Raw genomic sequence first — 15,080 nt, forward strand, 5'->3', positions numbered from 1 at the left:
CTCCGGCGTCGCGGGGAGGTCGTGTGGTGGTCGATCGGCCGCGTGTCGACGCTGGTGACCGTACGATCCGGCTGTGGTCGCCCTTGATCGCCTGGTGGACGTGCTGGGGAGCCTCGGCACGCACCTGAGCTGCGCGCCGCGAGGGCGGGACGTGGAGCTGCGCGGTGTGGCGCTGCACGATCCGGCGGAGCACACGGCCGCCGCGCCGGACGACGTGCTGCTGGGGCTGGGCGTGCCGACGCCCGCCGCGGCGGCCCGGTTGGTCGGTGGGACGTCGGCGGCGGCGGTCGTGCTGCACGGGTCACCGCCGTTGGACGAACGGGTGGTCGCGGCGGCGAAGCGGTCCGGTGCGGCGGTGCTGTTGGTGGACCCGTCGGTGCCGTGGGGGCAGCTGGCGAACGTCGCGCAGACGTTGGTGCTCGGCGGGCAGGGGTCCGGTGACCTGTTCGCGGTGGCGGACGCGATCGCGGCGGTGGTCGGCGGGCCGGTGACGATCGAGGACCAGCAGTCCCGGGTGCTGGCGTACTCGTACCGGCAGCAGGACGTCGACCCGGTGCGGGTGCAGACCATCCTGGGACGGCGGGTGCCGGAGGAGGCCTGGCAGGCGCTGGACGCGTACGGGGTGTTCACCCACCTGGCGCGGTCGGACGAGCCGTTGTTCGTGCCGAAGCTGACCGACCAGTTGGGCGGTCGGCTGGTGGCGGCGGTGCGGGCCGGGCGGGAGTTGCTGGGGTCGGTGTGGGTCGAGGTCGACGACCCGGTCGACGCGGTGCGTGAGGCGGCGCTGGTGGACGGGGCGCGGACGGCGGCGTTGCACCTGCTGCGGGCGCGGGCTTCGGCGGACCTGGAGCGGCAGGCCGAGGCGGACCTGGTGATCGAGGCGCTGGACTCCGGGGTGCCCGCGAACCTGGCCCGGTTGGGGTTGCCGTCGACGGACCTGCGGGTGATCGCGGTGCAGGCCCACGCCGGTGAGGGTGAGCACGGGGCGGCGTTGTTGGCGTTCTCCCGCGCCACGGCGGGTTTCGGCTGGTCACGGCCTGGGCGTTCGGCGTTGTTCGGCAACGTGCTCTACACCGTGCTGCCGTGTGGGGAGGACCCGGCGGCGGCGGTGGACTGGGTTCGGGCGCTCGGGCGTGAGCTGCCGGCGGAGGCGGTCGTGCCGGCCGGGGTCGGTGGGCGGGCGGATGCCGCGTCGCTGGCCGCGTCACGGAGTGAGGCCGACGAGTGCCTGGCGCTGTCCGGTGGTGAGCCCGTCGTGTACGACCAGGCTTGGGCGCGGGTGCTGTTGCGGCGGTTGGCCGGGGTGGCGGAGGCCGGGCGGTTGCCGCTGCGGGGGCCGGTTGCGGATCTGGTGCGGCACGACGCCGAGCACGGGACGCAGTACGCGGTGACGTTGCGGGCGTGGCTGGCGGCTCAGGGTGATGCGCGGGAGGCGGCGCGGGCGCTGTCGGTGCACCCGAACACGTTGCGGTACCGGATGCAGCGGATGGCGGCGGTGACGTCGTTGCCGTTGGACGATCCCGAGCAGCGGCTGGCCATGGCGATCGCGTTGGCGATCAGCTCCTGAGCCCGCCGAGCAGCATGCCGAGGCCGAACTCGAACCGTTCGGCGGCGGTCTCGGCGGTGAACAGCTCGCCGACGGCCTGCACGGGCTGGTCACAGAGCCGCATGTCCCACGCGGTGGCGCGGATGGAGAAAGCCGGCTGGGTGCGCCGCACCCCCTCCCCCACGGACAAGCGGAGCAACCTGGTCCAGCTGACCGAGGCAGGCCGCCGGAAGCTGGTCGAGGCCGCTCCCGGCCACGTCGCCGCCGTGCGCCGCCTCGTCATCGACGCACTCCGACCGGAGCAGCTCGACGCGTTGGAACAGATCAGCGAGATCGTCACCGACCGCGCGGCCGACATCCTCGGCGAAGCCACGCCTTATCAAGCGCCCCTGGGCTGAGGACAGGTTCGTGGGGCCGCCGGGGCGTCGGAGTACCACGCGCGGGACGATTACCCGGTGCTCCCTGATCTTTCTGCCGACCTGACCGCTCGGCTGCGTGAGGCGTTCCGAGCCGCTGACTACGACGCGGACGGGGTGGTCGAGGTGCTCGGGCCGCAGGCCCACGCCGCCCTGGGGCGGGGTGAGCCCGAGGCCGCGAGGCGGGCCACCCGCGACGCCGGCGCGTTGGGCACCCTGATCCGCCTGTTCCTCCTGGGCGACACCGAGGCGGAGCCCGCCGTCCAGGCGGCACTGCCCGACGTCGACCTCAGCCAGGCCGTCAAGGCCGAGGTGTTGCGCGGCGCCGGGGACGGATTGCGCGCTGGGCTGGACATCCGGCCCTACGGCGACGACGAGGGCTCCTGGTGGGTGATCGCCGACCAGGACTCCGACCAACGGGGTGGGCCCGTGCCGACCGACCACGTGCTGGGTGTCGGCCACGCGTCGATCAGCCTGGCCCGTGCCACGTCGCGCCGCCCGGTCGGCACGCTGCTCGACCTGGGCACCGGGTGCGGCGTCCAGGCCCTGCACGCCGGCAGGCACGCCCAGAAGATCACCGCCACCGACCTGTCGGAGCGCGCGCTCGCGTTGGCCGCGGGCACGTTCCGGATCAACGAGGTCGACGTCGAACTCCGCCAGGGCGAGTGGTTCGGCCCCCTGCGCGGCCGGCGGTTCGACCAGGTCGTGTGCAACCCGCCGTTCGTCGTCGGCCCGCCACGCGTCGACTACGTCTACCGCGATTCCGGCCTCGCCGGTGACGACGCCAGCGCCCTCGTCGTCCGCCAGATGCCGTCCTTCCTCAACGAGGGCGGCGTGGGCCAGCTGCTCGCCTCCTGGCTGCACCGCAAGGGCGAGGACTGGGCCGACCGGGTCTCGAACTGGCTGCCGCGCGGCGGCGTGGACGCGTGGTTCGTGCAGCGCGATGTGGCCGACCCCACCCTGTACGTCGGCACGTGGCTGCGTGACGCGGGGGTCGACCCGCGCAGCGACGAGGGCCGCGCGAAGGCCTCGGCCTGGCTGGACTGGTTCGCCGAGAACGACGTCGAGGGCATCGGGTTCGGCTTCGTCACGCTCCGCCGCACGGACGCCGAGCACGCCGAGGTGGTGTGCGAAGACCTCCGCCACGCCTACGACGACCCGCTGGGTCCCGAGTCCGCCGCCTGGCTGGACCGGGTCTCCTGGCTGCGCGCCACCGACAACGCCAAGCTGCTGAGCACCCGCTTCACCGTGCCGGAGACGGTCGTCCTCGAAGAGGTCTCCGCGCCCACCGACGAGGGCTGGGAGTCGGTCGTCCGCCGCCTGCACCGCACGGACGGCCCCGGCTGGCAGCACGAGCTGGACGAGACGGCCTCCGCGCTGATCGCGGGCTTCCGCGGCGCGCTGCCGCTGGAGGACCTGGTCGCACTGCTCGCCTACGCCCACGACCTGGACGCCGACGCGCTCGCCGACGCCGCCCTGCCGGTGGTCCGCGAACTGGTGCGGCACGGGATGGTGGTGCCCGCGTGAGGGCGGTTGTGGCGCGCGTCACGGAGGCGTCCGTCACGGTCGACGGCGAGGTCGTCGGGGCGATCGAGGAGCCCGGTCTCCTGGTCCTGCTCGGCGTCCACGTCGACGATGACGCCGACAAGGCGAACGTGATGGCCCGAAAGCTGTACGAACTGCGCGTACTTCGTGACGAAGAGTCATGCGCCACCACCGGCGCTCCACTGCTCGTGGTGAGCCAGTTCACACTTTACGGCGAGACGCGGAAGGGGCGGCGGCCGTCGTGGACCGCCGCCGCACGGCCCGAGCACGCCGAGCCCTTGGTCGACGCGGTGGTCTCGGAACTGCGCCGCAAGGGCGCCCGAGTTCAAACGGGACGGTTCGGCGCGATGATGTCCGTGCGGAGTGTGAACGACGGTCCGTTCACCGTGTTGGTGGAACTCTAGATCGTTCTCAGCCAATCCTCAGGATTCGCGGCGCAACCGCTGTGACCGCAGTGACGTCTTCTGGTCATGGGAAGCGGGAACCATTTCGGTCCGGTTCGCGTTTCCCTCAGTGTCAGACGCCGAAAGGCGAGCCGCGCAACGCAGCGCGGAGTGTGCGACACGACCCGCACTGCCAGCCCGCGACACAAGGGGGAGGGAGCTCCATGACCGTCCCGAAGCTCCTCGACCGTCAGGTCGGGAACGAGACGACCACCACCAGCGCCGAGTTGGATCTCGACGCCCAGGGACCGGCCGCAGACCTGGTTCGGGTGTACCTGAACGGGATCGGCAAGACAGCGCTGCTGACCGCGGCCGACGAAGTGGAGCTCGCCAAGCGCATCGAGGCGGGTGTCTTCGCCCAGCACAAGCTGGAGACGCACCCCGGCCTGCCGGATGAGCGCCAGCGGGAACTGCGCGCGTTGATCCGCGATGGTCACGTGGCAAAGAACCACCTTCTCGAAGCGAATCTCCGCTTGGTCGTTTCCCTGGCGAAGCGATACACGGGACGCGGAATGCCGCTGCTCGATCTGATCCAGGAAGGCAACCTGGGCTTGATCCGCGCGGTCGAGAAGTTCGACTACACCAAGGGCTTCAAGTTCTCGACCTACGCGACCTGGTGGATCCGCCAGGCGATCACGCGGGGAATGGCGGACCAGGGTCGCACGATCCGGCTGCCCGTCCACCTCGTGGAGCAGGTCAACAAGCTCGCCCGGATCAAGCGCGACCTGCACCAGCAGTTGGGCCGTGAGGCGACCAACGAGGAGCTGGCCAAGGAAGCGGGCCTGTCGCCGGAGAAGGTGGTCGACCTGCTCGACCACGCCCGCGACCCGGTGAGCCTGGACATGCCGGTCGGCACCGAGGAGGACGCCCCGCTGGGCGACTTCATCGAGGACTCCGACGCGACGGACGCGGAGAGCGCGGTCATCTCCGGCCTGCTGCAGGACGACCTGCGGCGGGTGCTGGCCACGCTGGACCCGCGCGAGCAGGCGGTGATCAGGCTGCGCTACGGCCTGGAGGACGGCCAGCCGCGCACGTTGGACCAGATCGGCAAGCAGTTCGGCCTGTCGCGGGAGCGGGTGCGGCAGATCGAGCGCGAGGTCATGTCGAAGCTCCGGCAGGGCGAGCGGGCGGCGAAGCTGCGCGCTTACGCGAGCTGACAGTCGACACGTGAGGTAGCTGTACGCGGGCAGTAAGGGAATCGATCCGGCTGGGAGTCACCCGTTCAGCAGGATTGACTTGTGACGCTTGTCACGGCACGGTCGTGCGTTACACGAGCTATGCGACACCTCCGCCTCATTACGCGGAGGCTGTCGCACGCTGAGGAAGGTCGGGGCGGTCGGGGGCCGGCCCGGCCTTCCGCGTTCCCGCCTTCCCGGACTTCTCCAGACTTCGCAGCGTTCTCGGACTTCGCTGCGTTCTCAGAGCTCCAGGTACTCCGCGAGCCGGTCGCGGAAGAACCGCACGTGCCCGTCGCGCTCCTCACCGGAATAGCCGCGCGGCACGCCTTCGACGATCATGACCAGGCACGGGTACGTCCGGTAGAGGGCGATCCTGGTCTGCTCCGACCCGGTGAACGCCTGCCTGCCGTAGCCGGCCGTGAAGTCGTCGTCCAACTCGGTGAACAGGGCGACGGTCGCGATCTCCGCCAGCGGATCGCCGAACAGCGCCCGTTCCGGGTCGATGATCCCCTCGATGCGGCCGTCGGCCAGGACGAGCGGCACCCCGAGGGCGCGGCGGACGAGGACGTCGAGTTCCGGCGCGGAGAGGCGGCGCTTGGTGAGGCTGTCGACCACGACGCGAATCACACCACGACAACAGGACGCGGCGGCGTGATCGGTATAGGTTCGGCGGAACCCGAAGCGCGCAAGGGAGCCCGCGACGTGCCCGCAGTGACTCCGCCAAACCTCTTGGCGCCCCAGTTCCAGTACACCGACGTCCTGCCCCTGGCCAAGGACAACCACACCGACTACCGGCTGGTGACGCCGGACGGCGTGTCGGTCGTCAAGGCGGCCGGCCGCACGTTCCTCCAGGTCGAGCCCGCGGCGTTGACGCTGCTCGCCAAGGAGGCCATCCGGGACATCCAGCACCTGCTGCGCCCCTCGCACCTGGCGCAGCTGCGCGCGATCGTGGACGACCCCGAGGCCAGCGGCAACGACCGGTTCGTCGCCATGGACCTGCTGCGCAACGCGTGCATCTCGGCGGGCGGTGTGCTGCCGATGTGCCAGGACACCGGCACCGCCATCGTGATGGGCAAGCGCACCGAGTCCGTGCTCACCGGCGGCACCGACGAGGAAGCCCTCTCGCGTGGCATCTTCGAGGCCTACCAGGAGTTGAACCTCCGGTACTCGCAGATGGCGCCCACCACGTTCTGGGACGAGAAGAACACCGGCACCAACCTGCCCGCGCAGATCGACCTGTTCACCGCGCCGGGCGTGGAGCCGAAGTACGAGTTCCTGTTCATGGCCAAGGGCGGCGGCTCGGCCAACAAGACGTTCCTGTACCAGGAGACGAAGGCGCTGCTGAACCCGTCGCGCCTGGCCAAGTTCCTGGACGAGAAGCTGCGCTCGCTCGGCACGGCGGCGTGCCCGCCGTACCACCTGGCGGTCGTCGTCGGCGGTCTGTCGGCCGAGCAGAACCTGAAGGTCGCCAAGCTCGCGTCCGCCCGGTACCTCGACGGCCTGCCGACCGAGGGATCTGCTTCGGGGCACGCGTTCCGGGACGTCGACCTCGAGCAGCAGGTGCTGGAGCTGACCCGGAACTTCGGCATCGGCGCGCAGTTCGGCGGCAAGTACTTCTGCCACGACGTGCGCGTGATCCGGCTCCCCCGGCACGGCGCGTCCTGCCCGGTGGGCATCGCGGTGTCGTGCTCGGCGGACCGGCAGGCGAAGGCGAAGATCACCCCACAGGGCATCTTCCTGGAGCAGTTGGAACGCGACCCGGCGCACTTCCTGCCGGACGTGCAGGGCGAGGACCTGTCCGACGAGGTCGTGAAGATCGACCTGACCCGTCCGATGTCGGAGATCCGCGCCACGCTGTCGGCGTTGCCGGTGAAGACGCGCGTGTCGTTGACCGGGCCTTTGGTGGTGGCGCGGGACATCGCGCACGCCAAGATCAAGGAACGGCTGGACGCCGGCGAGCCGATGCCGCAGTACCTGAAGGACCACCCGGTGTACTACGCCGGTCCGGCCAAGACGCCCGAGGGTTACGCGTCCGGGTCCTTCGGGCCGACGACGGCCGGTCGGATGGACTCCTACGTCGAGCAGTTCCAGGCGGCCGGCGGGTCGATGGTGATGCTGGCCAAGGGCAACCGGTCCAAGCAGGTGACGCAGGCGTGCCAGACGCACGGCGGGTTCTACCTGGGCTCGATCGGTGGACCGGCGGCGCGGCTGGCGCAGGACTGCATCCGCAAGGTCGAGGTGCTGGAGTACCCCGAGCTCGGCATGGAGGCGGTCTGGAAGATCGAGGTGGAGGACTTCCCGGCGTTCGTCGTGGTGGACGACAAGGGCAACGACTTCTTCGCCGAGACCTCCGCCCCGACCCTCCAGATCTCGTTCCGGAGGTAGCTAGCCCAGGTCGAACACGCCGAGCTTGGCGCCGCGCGTGAAGAAGTCCCACTCGCTGTAGGTGAAGCGCTGTGGGGCTTCTTCAGGCCGGTTGCTGTTGCGGACGAGGACCTCGTCGGCCGTGCGCATGACCTCGACGCAGTTGTCGCCGCCGCCGCTGAACTTGGTCCACTCGTGCAGCTTCAGGGTCATCAGGTCTCCTCCGTGATCCGGGTCAGGAGTTCGCGGCTTTCCTCGACTCCCAACGCCTTCGCACGGGTGTAGTCGAACCAGCGGCTCGTCTTCTCCAGTTGGTCGGGCCCGTCCACGAAGTGAGCGCCGTACGGGGTGTCGACGCTGACCAGCGACGGCAGCTTCTCGGGCAGCCGGAACAAGGTCAGCGTAGTACCGGTCAACGCGTGCGCCCCGGCCCCTTGCGGCATCACCTGCACCACGACGTTCTCCAACTCCGTCATGGCCAGCATGTGCTTGACCTGGTCGCGCATCACCTCAGGGCTGCCGATGTTGGCCCGCAGCGCCGGTTCCGCGATCACGGCCCACAGGCGCAGCGGCGGCTCGCGGTCGGTGAGCAGCGCCCTTCGTTCCATGCGCAGGTGGAGGTTCTTCTCCAGGGTTTCGCCGCCGAGGCCGATGCCGGACATGAGCGTGCGGGCGTAGTCCTCGGTCTGGAGCACCGCCGGAACGAGCTCGAACGACGAGTACAGGGCTTCGGTGGCGATGGCCTCGACGTCGAGGATCCGGCGCAGCCACGGGTGGATCGCGCCGCCGATCTTGCTCTTCGGCCTGCGGCGGTGGGCTTCGGAGTTGAGGGTCAGCAGGTCCTCGCGAGTCGCCTCGTCCGCGTCGTAGAGGTCGAGCAGCTTCTCCAGTTCGGCCTGCTTGACGCCGCTGATCGCGTTCTCGATGTTGCTGATCTTGGTCATCGTGCAGTGCAGCACCTCGCCCACCCGGTCACGCGGAACGCCGGCTTCTTCGCGCATGCGGCGGAGGGTGGTGCCGATCTGGATGCGGGCGGCACTGCGGTGTGGGCTGGTCATCGCTCTCCTCGATCACCCGATCGGGACTTGTGCACAGGTTGTACATACGAAATAGTCGTCCCAAGTTCGGAGAGTATAAGACAATGACCAGGGAGTGACGAATGGCAGGGTCGCGGTTCCGCCAGCTGAGCTTGATCGAGTCGGGGGTTTCCGGCGTGAACTTCCGCCACATCACGCGGATGACGACCGATGAGCAGGAGGACCTGCACGCGTGGATGGTGCGGATGCTCGCTGCCCACCGGTGTCACCTGGGGCTCTACGTCGCCGAGGCGGGCACGACTACCGCCGAGGGCGACCAGATCGACGCCGACCTGTGGCTGGCGTGGGACGGGGTGGCCACCTTCGCGACCGCCGAGTGATCGAAAGGGGTGAGGCCATCACCGGCAAGCGGGACGAGTCTCAGCGCCGGACGTAGATGACGCCGAGCTTGTCGATCTCGTCCCCGGAACGGCCCGTGAAGCCGGCGATCTGCCAGCCCGCGGGCGCGGTGAACGTGGTCGAGTCGCCGGTGGGCGTGCCCGCTGCGACCGTCTGGCCGAGGTTCGTGGTGATCCGGACCGAGAAGATCCTGGTGCGGCCGTCGCGTTGGCCCTGGGTGAGCGTGATCGCGGTCAGGTACTCCCCCGCCGGGAGCGTGAGCGAGGCCGCGGTGCCACCGGTGCCGCCGTGTTCGAGCACGGTGTTGTCGGCGAGGGTGATCCCGACCCGGTCGAGGCGTGATCCTCCCTTGAGGGTCACCGCGCGGACGGTCGCGCCGGGGCGCAGGGCCGCGACATCGGTGAACGGGGTGCCGTGCGGGCCGCCGACCTGGTCGCTCATGCGGAGGTGGTCGGCGAGCTTCCAGGTGAAGCCGACGGTGTGCGGGTAGTGGTCGGACAGCGGTTGGCCTTCGGCGTCGAGGAACGCCGCGTGGTCGTTGCGGTAGCCGGTCGCGTCGAGGTCGATGAACGCGTTGCCGCGGTAGAAGACCTTGTCGACGACCTCGCAGGTGTTCGTGACGTTCGCCGGGTCGCACACCAGGGCCGGGGCGCCGGCGGCAGGTTCGACGCCTCCCCTGATCCGCTCGACCCAGGCGTCGGTCAGGCCGTTCGCGCGGACCAGGTCGCGGATGTTGTCGCCGGTGCGCGTGTAGCGGGTGTTGGTGTCGCCCATGATGATCACGGCGTTGCCGACGGAGTTCCGGGCGACGTACTGCGACAGCTGGGTGATGTTCGCGCGGCGTGCGGCCAGGTCGGCGTCGGTGCTGCCGGCGTTGGCGTGGACGTTGTAGAGATCGACGTAGACGCCCTCGGCCAGGCGGAGTCGGGAGAACGTGAAACCCTTGGGCGTCAAGCAGTCCGTGCCGTTGCACTGGTTCCACTTCACGCGGGCGAGGTCGGTGTACGGGTACGCCGACAGCGTGTTGAGGCCGTCGCCGAACGGCACGCCGCCGCTGGTGGGGGTGCGGTGCGGGTGGTTGTCGGCGGCGTAGAGGGCGGCGTGGTAGTTGAAGTCCTCCTGGACGTTGACCACGGCGTAGTCGCGGATGCGGGCACCGATGATCGGCGTGTTCCGCTCCGGGTTGCCCGACGACAGCGGTTCGGGCAGCCCGGCGACGTTGTACGTCAGCACGGAGAACTGCCCTTGGACTTCGGCGGCGGACGCGGCCGGTGCGGTCAGGGCGGTGGTCGTCGCGCCGGCGAGCACCACCGCGAGCAGCAGGTTCAGTGGTCGTTTCACGGTGGGGAGTCTGGCGATCACGGCGAGCGTTCGGAACCCTGTTATCCGAAAGCTCTTCATGTATTCATCCGGTCAGCGCAGGCTCACCCGGTCGCGGTCTGCTTGACGTCCGCGTGAAGGTCAAGCCGTGTCTTCGCGGGCTTCCAGGACGAGGCGGCGTGAGCCGAGGGGTGCGTCGAGGGTGACGTTGATCGGCACGTCGCGCAGTTCCTGCGTGCACAGGCCGCCTCCGGGTGGCGGGTGGTAGGTCGTGACGAGGGTGATCAGGACCTGGTCGCCGGACTGCGCGGCGACCTCGGCGCTCGCCGTCTTGCAGCCGCCGGCCAGGCCGATGACCTGCACCGTTCGGCCGTCGGACGACGTCCAGGCCTGCCGTTTGTAGGTGTCCGGGAGGGTGCCGCCGTCCACCTGGGCGGCCGGGACCTCGGTGGGGCCGCCGGCCAGCGGTGCGGCGGTGGTCTGCGGCGGTGGGGCCGGCGGCTGGGTCTCGTCCGGTGATGACAACGTTGTCGAGACAGCCGACGAGGTCGTGGTTGTTGTCGTGGTGGAGGACGGCGACGAGCCGAGCGGGGCGTTGGAGGTGGAGCTGCTGCACCCCGCCAGGGCTAGCAGGGCGAGGGCAACGGCGACCTTGACGTTCCTCATAGCTGGAGGACGGTACTCGCGCCGTTGAGGTTGCAGGGGCGATGCCCGGCCGACCGGGGGCAGGCCGACCGGGCACCAGGGAGGAAGGTCTACTTCGTGTCCTGCCGGGTGCTGAGGACGACCTGGCGGTCACCGAGCGGCGCGTCCAGCTTCGCGGTCAGCGGCGGGTAGCGGATGTCCATGGTGCAGATCTGCTGGTCGACCGGCGTGGTCTCGACCAGCACGACCTTCACCACCTGGGCGTTCTGCTCGGCGATCTCGACGCTCGCCTTGCCGCAGCCGGCTTCCTGGGCGATGACGCCGAGCGTGCTGCCGTCGCCCTCGGTCCAGGCGGCGGTGGGAGTGCCCTCGGGGACGCTGCTCGCGTCGAGCTTGTCCTTGGGCACCTCCTTGCCACCTGGTGGCACGGGGCTCTCGAACTCCGGTTCCTGGGTGGGCGAGGTCGGCTCCACCGACGTGGTCAGCACCGGGCCCCCGGCGGCCGGACCCACGTCGGGCGTGGACGTTGCGCAGGCAGCGAGCACGACCAGCAGCGCACCCGCACCGATCGCGGTTCCAAGGCTTCTCATGTGCAGAGGACGGAACCACCCGCCCCCGGGGTTGCCCCACCCTTTTCACAGTTACCCGTTCAGGTGACCACCGCGAACGTAGGACACACCCCTCCCCAACGTAGGACACACGCCACCTGAGGGTTCGACTCTCGCCACCTGAGGGTTCGACTCTCGCGAGAGTCGAACGTTCGGGGGCCGAGAGTCGAACGTTCAGGGGTGGTGGGGTCTGCGTTCGGGAGAGGGACGGTGGGAGGGGGTGGCGGCGGTGGAGGAGGGGCACCGCCGGCCACCCCGTGGTTTGGCGCTAGTCGGCGGGGGTCAGGGCCGCCTTGATGCCTGTTACGGCGTGGCGCAGGGCGTCCATGCGTTGTGCTGAGGCCAGGCCCGCGTGGTACAGGTGGAACTCCTGTGCGCCGGCCTCCGCGTAGGCCAGCCACTCCTTCAGGAGTTCGTCGCCGTCCGCCTGCTTCGGCGGCAGGGCCAGGACGTACGCGGCAGTGCGCACGTCGGCTTCCGCGCGCAGGGCGCGGATCGCGGGCAGGGACGCGTCGACGCCCGGCCAGCACGTCATGGTCAGCACGTCGACATCGGCGTCGACTCCCCCGGCCACCGTGGCGAACGGGCCGGTGCCCCACGGGTCGGCCGTCGCGTGCGCGGCGATGCGCGTGGAAGGCGACTTCGACCGGATGAGGCCGACGAGTTCCCGCCGCAGCGAGCGGGAGAGCTCCGTGCGCACCTCGCGCACCTGCGGCGCCCTCTCGCCCAGCGCCTCTTCGACACTGGTGGCGCCGTTGTCGACGCCCGCACGCACCGCAGCGCGCAAGCCGTCCGGGTCGTCGTAGCGCTGAACGCACGCCCCGCAGAAGCACAGCGACAGCAGCTTCTGCTGCACGGCCGACCAGTCCGCGCCATCGGTCTTCTCGTGGTGCCCGCCGTGGAAGAACCCGAGCGGGCCGCACGCCTCCAGCACGATCCCGTCCGGCCGGCCCAGCTCCAGCACCTCGGACACCAGTGTCCGGGCGTACTCGACCACGTCGTCGTTCGACGGGCACAGCGCGTACGGATACAGGTCACCGAAAGCGTTGCGCACCACCACGTCGGGGTTCGCATCGCCCAACCGGCTGCTGTGCGTCAGCACGGTCCACGCGTACACCGGCAGTCCGGCCTCGCGAAGAGCCGAAGAAGCCGAACCGTAGGAGTTGTCACCGTCCATCCAGGACGGTGCGGCGGGCGCCAACCGCTTGTCCCGCCACGCCTCCTCCCGCACCGGCAGGTAGAACGCCGCGTGTCTGGCGTCCACCATGCGGTGCGAAGGGTGGAACGGCGTCGCGGCCCGCACCGTGTGGTACGACGCGGCCAACGCGACCGCGTCCACACCCAACGACGCGACCCGCGCGACAGCGTCGGGATCGCCTACGACATCCCAGGGGTACAAATGCGCAACGGTGGTCACCACCGGGGGCGCTTCCTCTCGTACGACGGGTCGTGCTTCTGCATGTAACCGGTGTCATCGCGCTGCACGACGCCGCACGTCCGGTAGTTCTCCGCGAGCCTCGCCAGCGCGTCGCGGTCCAGCTCCACACCCAGCCCCGGCGCGGTCGGCACCGACAACGCGCCGTCCACGAACGTGAACGGCGTGGTGATCACGTCGTCCGAAACGTTCCAAGGGTAGTGCGTGTCGCACGCGTAGTTCAGGTTCGGCGTGGTCGCGGCGAGGTGCGTCATGGCGGCCAGGCTGATGCCCAGGTGCGAGTTGGAGTGCATGGACAGGCCGATGCCGAACGTCCGGCAGATCGCGGCCAGCTCCTTCGACCGGGACAGCCCGCCCCAGTAGTGGTGGTCGGACAGGATGACCTGCACCGCGCCCGCCTCCACCGATCGGGCGATGTGCTCGAACGCGATCACGCACATGTTCGTCGCCAACGGCATCGGCGCGCCCGCCGCCACCGCCGCCATCCCGTCGATGCCCGGAGCCGGGTCCTCCAGGTACTCGACCACGCCGTCGAGCTCGTCGGCGACCTTCAGCGACGTCTCGGGCGTCCACGCCGCGTTGGGGTCGAGCCGCAGCGGGTGGTCCGGGAACGCCTCGCGCAGCGCGTGGACCGCCTCGATCTCCTGCTCGGGCGGGAACACGCCGCCCTTGAGCTTGATCGACCCGAACCCGTGCCGGTCGACCAGCATCCTGGCCTGCTCCACGATGCCCGCCGGGTCCAGCGCCTCGCCGAACTCGTCGGGCTCCGAACCGGGGTGCCCGGCCCACTTGTAGAACAGGTAGGCGCTGTACGGCACGGCGGAGCGCACCGCGCCGCCGAGCAGGTCGCTCACCGGCCGGCCGAGAGCCTTGCCGCGGATGTCCCAGGTCGCCACCTCGAACGCCGAGAACACCCGGTCCACAGTGGACTCGACGGTCAGCGCCCCGGTCAGCCCGTGCCGGTCCGACCCGGCCTCGCCGCCCAACGCCGTGGCGATCCGGGAGTGCATCCCGTTCAACGAGTGCACGTCCAGACCCACGAGAGCGGGCGCGGCGGTGCGCATCCGGTTCAGGTGGCCGATGTCGCCGTAACTCTCGCCGAGCCCCGAGATCCCCTCGTCGGTGTGCACCTCCACGACGGTGCGCAGCGCCCACGGTTCGTGCACGCCCACCGAGTTCAGCAGCGGTGGGTCGTGGAAGGCCACCGGGGTGATGGTGATGTCGGTGATCTTCATGCGGACAGGCTCCGACCGGCCGCGATGACCTTCTCCAACTCCGCCACGTGCTCCGGCGTCGGGTCGAGCAACGGCGGACGCACACCGCCGACGTCGAGACCGGTGCCTCTGACAGCCGCCTTGACCAGCGACACGGCGTAACCGGACACCTTGTCGCGCAACTCGACCAGCGGCTTGTAGAACTCGAGCAGGTAGCGGTTGACCAGTGCGTCGTCACCGTTGCGCACGGCGTGGTAGAAGCCGAGCGAGATCTCCGGCGCGAAGCAGAACACCGCCGACGAGTACAGCTCCACGCCGATGCCCCGGTACGCGGGCACGGTCAACTCGGCCGTCGGCAGCCCGTTGAAGAACTGGAACGGCTTGTCGACCGACGCGCGCACCGCGAGCACGATGCGGTGCAGCAGGTCGATGTCGCCGAGCCCGTCCTTGAACCCGACCACGGTCGGCAGCGACGCGACCTCCACCGCCGTCTCCGGCGTGAACACCGCGTTGTTGCGCTGGTAGACGATCAGCGGCAGGTCGGACGCGCCCGCCACCTCCGTCACGTACCGCACCAACCCCTTGGCCGGGTTGGTCACCAGGTACGGCGGCAGCAGCAGCAGGCCGTCCGCACCGGCCCGTGCGGCGGCCTCGGCGATCCGCTTGGCGGTCGGCAGCGGACCGCCCGCGCCGGAGAACACCGGCACCCGCCCGGCGGTCGCCTCGACCGCGACGGTCACCGCGCGTTCGACCTCCGACGGCTCCAACGCGTGGAACTCGCCGGTTCCGCAGGCGACGAACACGCCGCCCGCGCCCGCCGCCACCCCGCGCTTGACGTGCTCGGCCAGCACGTCCTCCGCGAGCCCGCCGTTCGCGTCGAACGGCGTCACCGGGAAGAACAGCACCCCATCCAGTTGCATACCCAGACCT

Annotated in this window: 16 protein-coding genes; 7 read left to right on the forward strand and 9 right to left on the reverse strand. The window is 70.2% G+C overall.

What is annotated here, in order from left to right; genetic code table 11:
• The first annotated feature begins 73 nt into the window (after nt 1-73).
• The 5 genes from FM051_RS02290 (at nt 74) to FM051_RS02310 (ending at nt 5,107) form a co-directional block, all read left to right on the forward strand.
• On the forward strand, nt 74-1,567 hold the full coding sequence (locus tag FM051_RS02290) for a PucR family transcriptional regulator (RefSeq protein ID WP_158840124.1): 1,494 nt from the start codon (nt 74-76) through the stop codon (nt 1,565-1,567).
• Between the two features lie 101 nt (nt 1,568-1,668).
• Nucleotides 1,669-1,944, forward strand: a complete 276-nt coding sequence (locus FM051_RS02295) for a MarR family winged helix-turn-helix transcriptional regulator (protein ID WP_238412087.1) — start codon at nt 1,669-1,671, stop codon at nt 1,942-1,944.
• A gap of 57 nt (nt 1,945-2,001) precedes the next feature.
• On the forward strand, nt 2,002-3,489 hold the full coding sequence (locus tag FM051_RS02300) for a DUF7782 domain-containing protein (protein ID WP_158840128.1): 1,488 nt from the start codon (nt 2,002-2,004) through the stop codon (nt 3,487-3,489).
• Nucleotides 3,486-3,911, forward strand: coding sequence for a D-aminoacyl-tRNA deacylase (dtd, locus tag FM051_RS02305; RefSeq protein WP_158840130.1), 426 nt, complete (start codon nt 3,486-3,488; stop codon nt 3,909-3,911). The genes FM051_RS02300 and dtd overlap by 4 nt, the downstream gene beginning before the upstream one ends.
• A gap of 203 nt (nt 3,912-4,114) precedes the next feature.
• Nucleotides 4,115-5,107, forward strand: a complete 993-nt coding sequence (locus FM051_RS02310) for a sigma-70 family RNA polymerase sigma factor (protein ID WP_158840132.1) — start codon at nt 4,115-4,117, stop codon at nt 5,105-5,107.
• Nucleotides 5,108-5,368: 261 nt separating this feature from the next.
• Here FM051_RS02310 and FM051_RS02315 read toward each other — a convergent pair whose 3' ends face one another.
• Nucleotides 5,369-5,743: a phosphotransferase gene (locus FM051_RS02315; protein ID WP_158840134.1), complete on the reverse strand. Its 375-nt coding sequence runs from the start codon at nt 5,741-5,743 to the stop codon at nt 5,369-5,371.
• Between the two features lie 87 nt (nt 5,744-5,830).
• Between FM051_RS02315 and FM051_RS02320 the strand changes: the two genes are divergently transcribed.
• Nucleotides 5,831-7,513 carry a fumarate hydratase gene (locus FM051_RS02320; protein WP_158840136.1) on the forward strand — a complete coding sequence of 561 codons (1,683 nt, stop codon included), beginning with the start codon at nt 5,831-5,833 and terminating at the stop codon, nt 7,511-7,513.
• Here the strand turns inward: FM051_RS02320 and FM051_RS02325 are convergent, their stop codons facing one another.
• The gene (locus FM051_RS02325) at nt 7,514-7,705 is read right to left on the reverse strand and encodes a DUF397 domain-containing protein (protein WP_158840138.1); all 192 of its coding nucleotides are present in this window, start codon (nt 7,703-7,705) and stop codon (nt 7,514-7,516) included.
• On the reverse strand, nt 7,705-8,550 hold the full coding sequence (locus FM051_RS02330) for a helix-turn-helix domain-containing protein (RefSeq protein ID WP_158840140.1): 846 nt from the start codon (nt 8,548-8,550) through the stop codon (nt 7,705-7,707). The genes FM051_RS02325 and FM051_RS02330 overlap by 1 nt, the downstream gene beginning before the upstream one ends.
• Nucleotides 8,551-8,651: 101 nt before the next feature.
• Here FM051_RS02330 and FM051_RS02335 point away from each other — a divergent pair, with 101 nt between their 5' ends.
• Nucleotides 8,652-8,909, forward strand: a complete 258-nt coding sequence (locus FM051_RS02335; RefSeq protein WP_158840142.1) for a hypothetical protein — start codon at nt 8,652-8,654, stop codon at nt 8,907-8,909.
• Between the two features lie 40 nt (nt 8,910-8,949).
• On the opposite strand, the gene FM051_RS02340 is transcribed toward FM051_RS02335, so the two are convergent.
• From FM051_RS02340 to FM051_RS02365, 6 genes are all read right to left on the reverse strand, one after another.
• Nucleotides 8,950-10,269, reverse strand: coding sequence for a jacalin-like lectin (locus FM051_RS02340; protein WP_238412089.1), 1,320 nt, complete (start codon nt 10,267-10,269; stop codon nt 8,950-8,952).
• A gap of 120 nt (nt 10,270-10,389) precedes the next feature.
• The gene (locus FM051_RS02345) at nt 10,390-10,914 is read right to left on the reverse strand and encodes a hypothetical protein (RefSeq protein WP_158840146.1); all 525 of its coding nucleotides are present in this window, start codon (nt 10,912-10,914) and stop codon (nt 10,390-10,392) included.
• Between the two features lie 89 nt (nt 10,915-11,003).
• The gene (locus tag FM051_RS02350) at nt 11,004-11,483 is read right to left on the reverse strand and encodes a hypothetical protein (protein ID WP_158840147.1); all 480 of its coding nucleotides are present in this window, start codon (nt 11,481-11,483) and stop codon (nt 11,004-11,006) included.
• A 286-nt stretch (nt 11,484-11,769) separates the two neighbouring features.
• Nucleotides 11,770-12,921 (reverse strand): hypothetical protein, encoded by a 1,152-nt coding sequence (locus tag FM051_RS02355; protein ID WP_158840149.1) that lies wholly within the window; start codon nt 12,919-12,921, stop codon nt 11,770-11,772.
• Nucleotides 12,915-14,171, reverse strand: coding sequence for a glucarate dehydratase family protein (locus tag FM051_RS02360; protein WP_158840151.1), 1,257 nt, complete (start codon nt 14,169-14,171; stop codon nt 12,915-12,917). Before FM051_RS02360 ends, FM051_RS02355 begins: the two co-directional genes overlap by 7 nt.
• Entirely contained in the window at nt 14,168-15,070 is a 903-nt protein-coding gene (locus FM051_RS02365) for a 5-dehydro-4-deoxyglucarate dehydratase (protein WP_158840153.1), read from the reverse strand. The genes FM051_RS02360 and FM051_RS02365 overlap by 4 nt, the downstream gene beginning before the upstream one ends.
• Nucleotides 15,071-15,080 lie beyond the last annotated feature (10 nt).

The sequence above is a fragment of the Saccharothrix deserti genome (assembly GCF_009769385.1).
Taxonomy (GTDB): Bacteria; Actinomycetota; Actinomycetes; order Mycobacteriales; family Pseudonocardiaceae; genus Actinosynnema; species Actinosynnema deserti.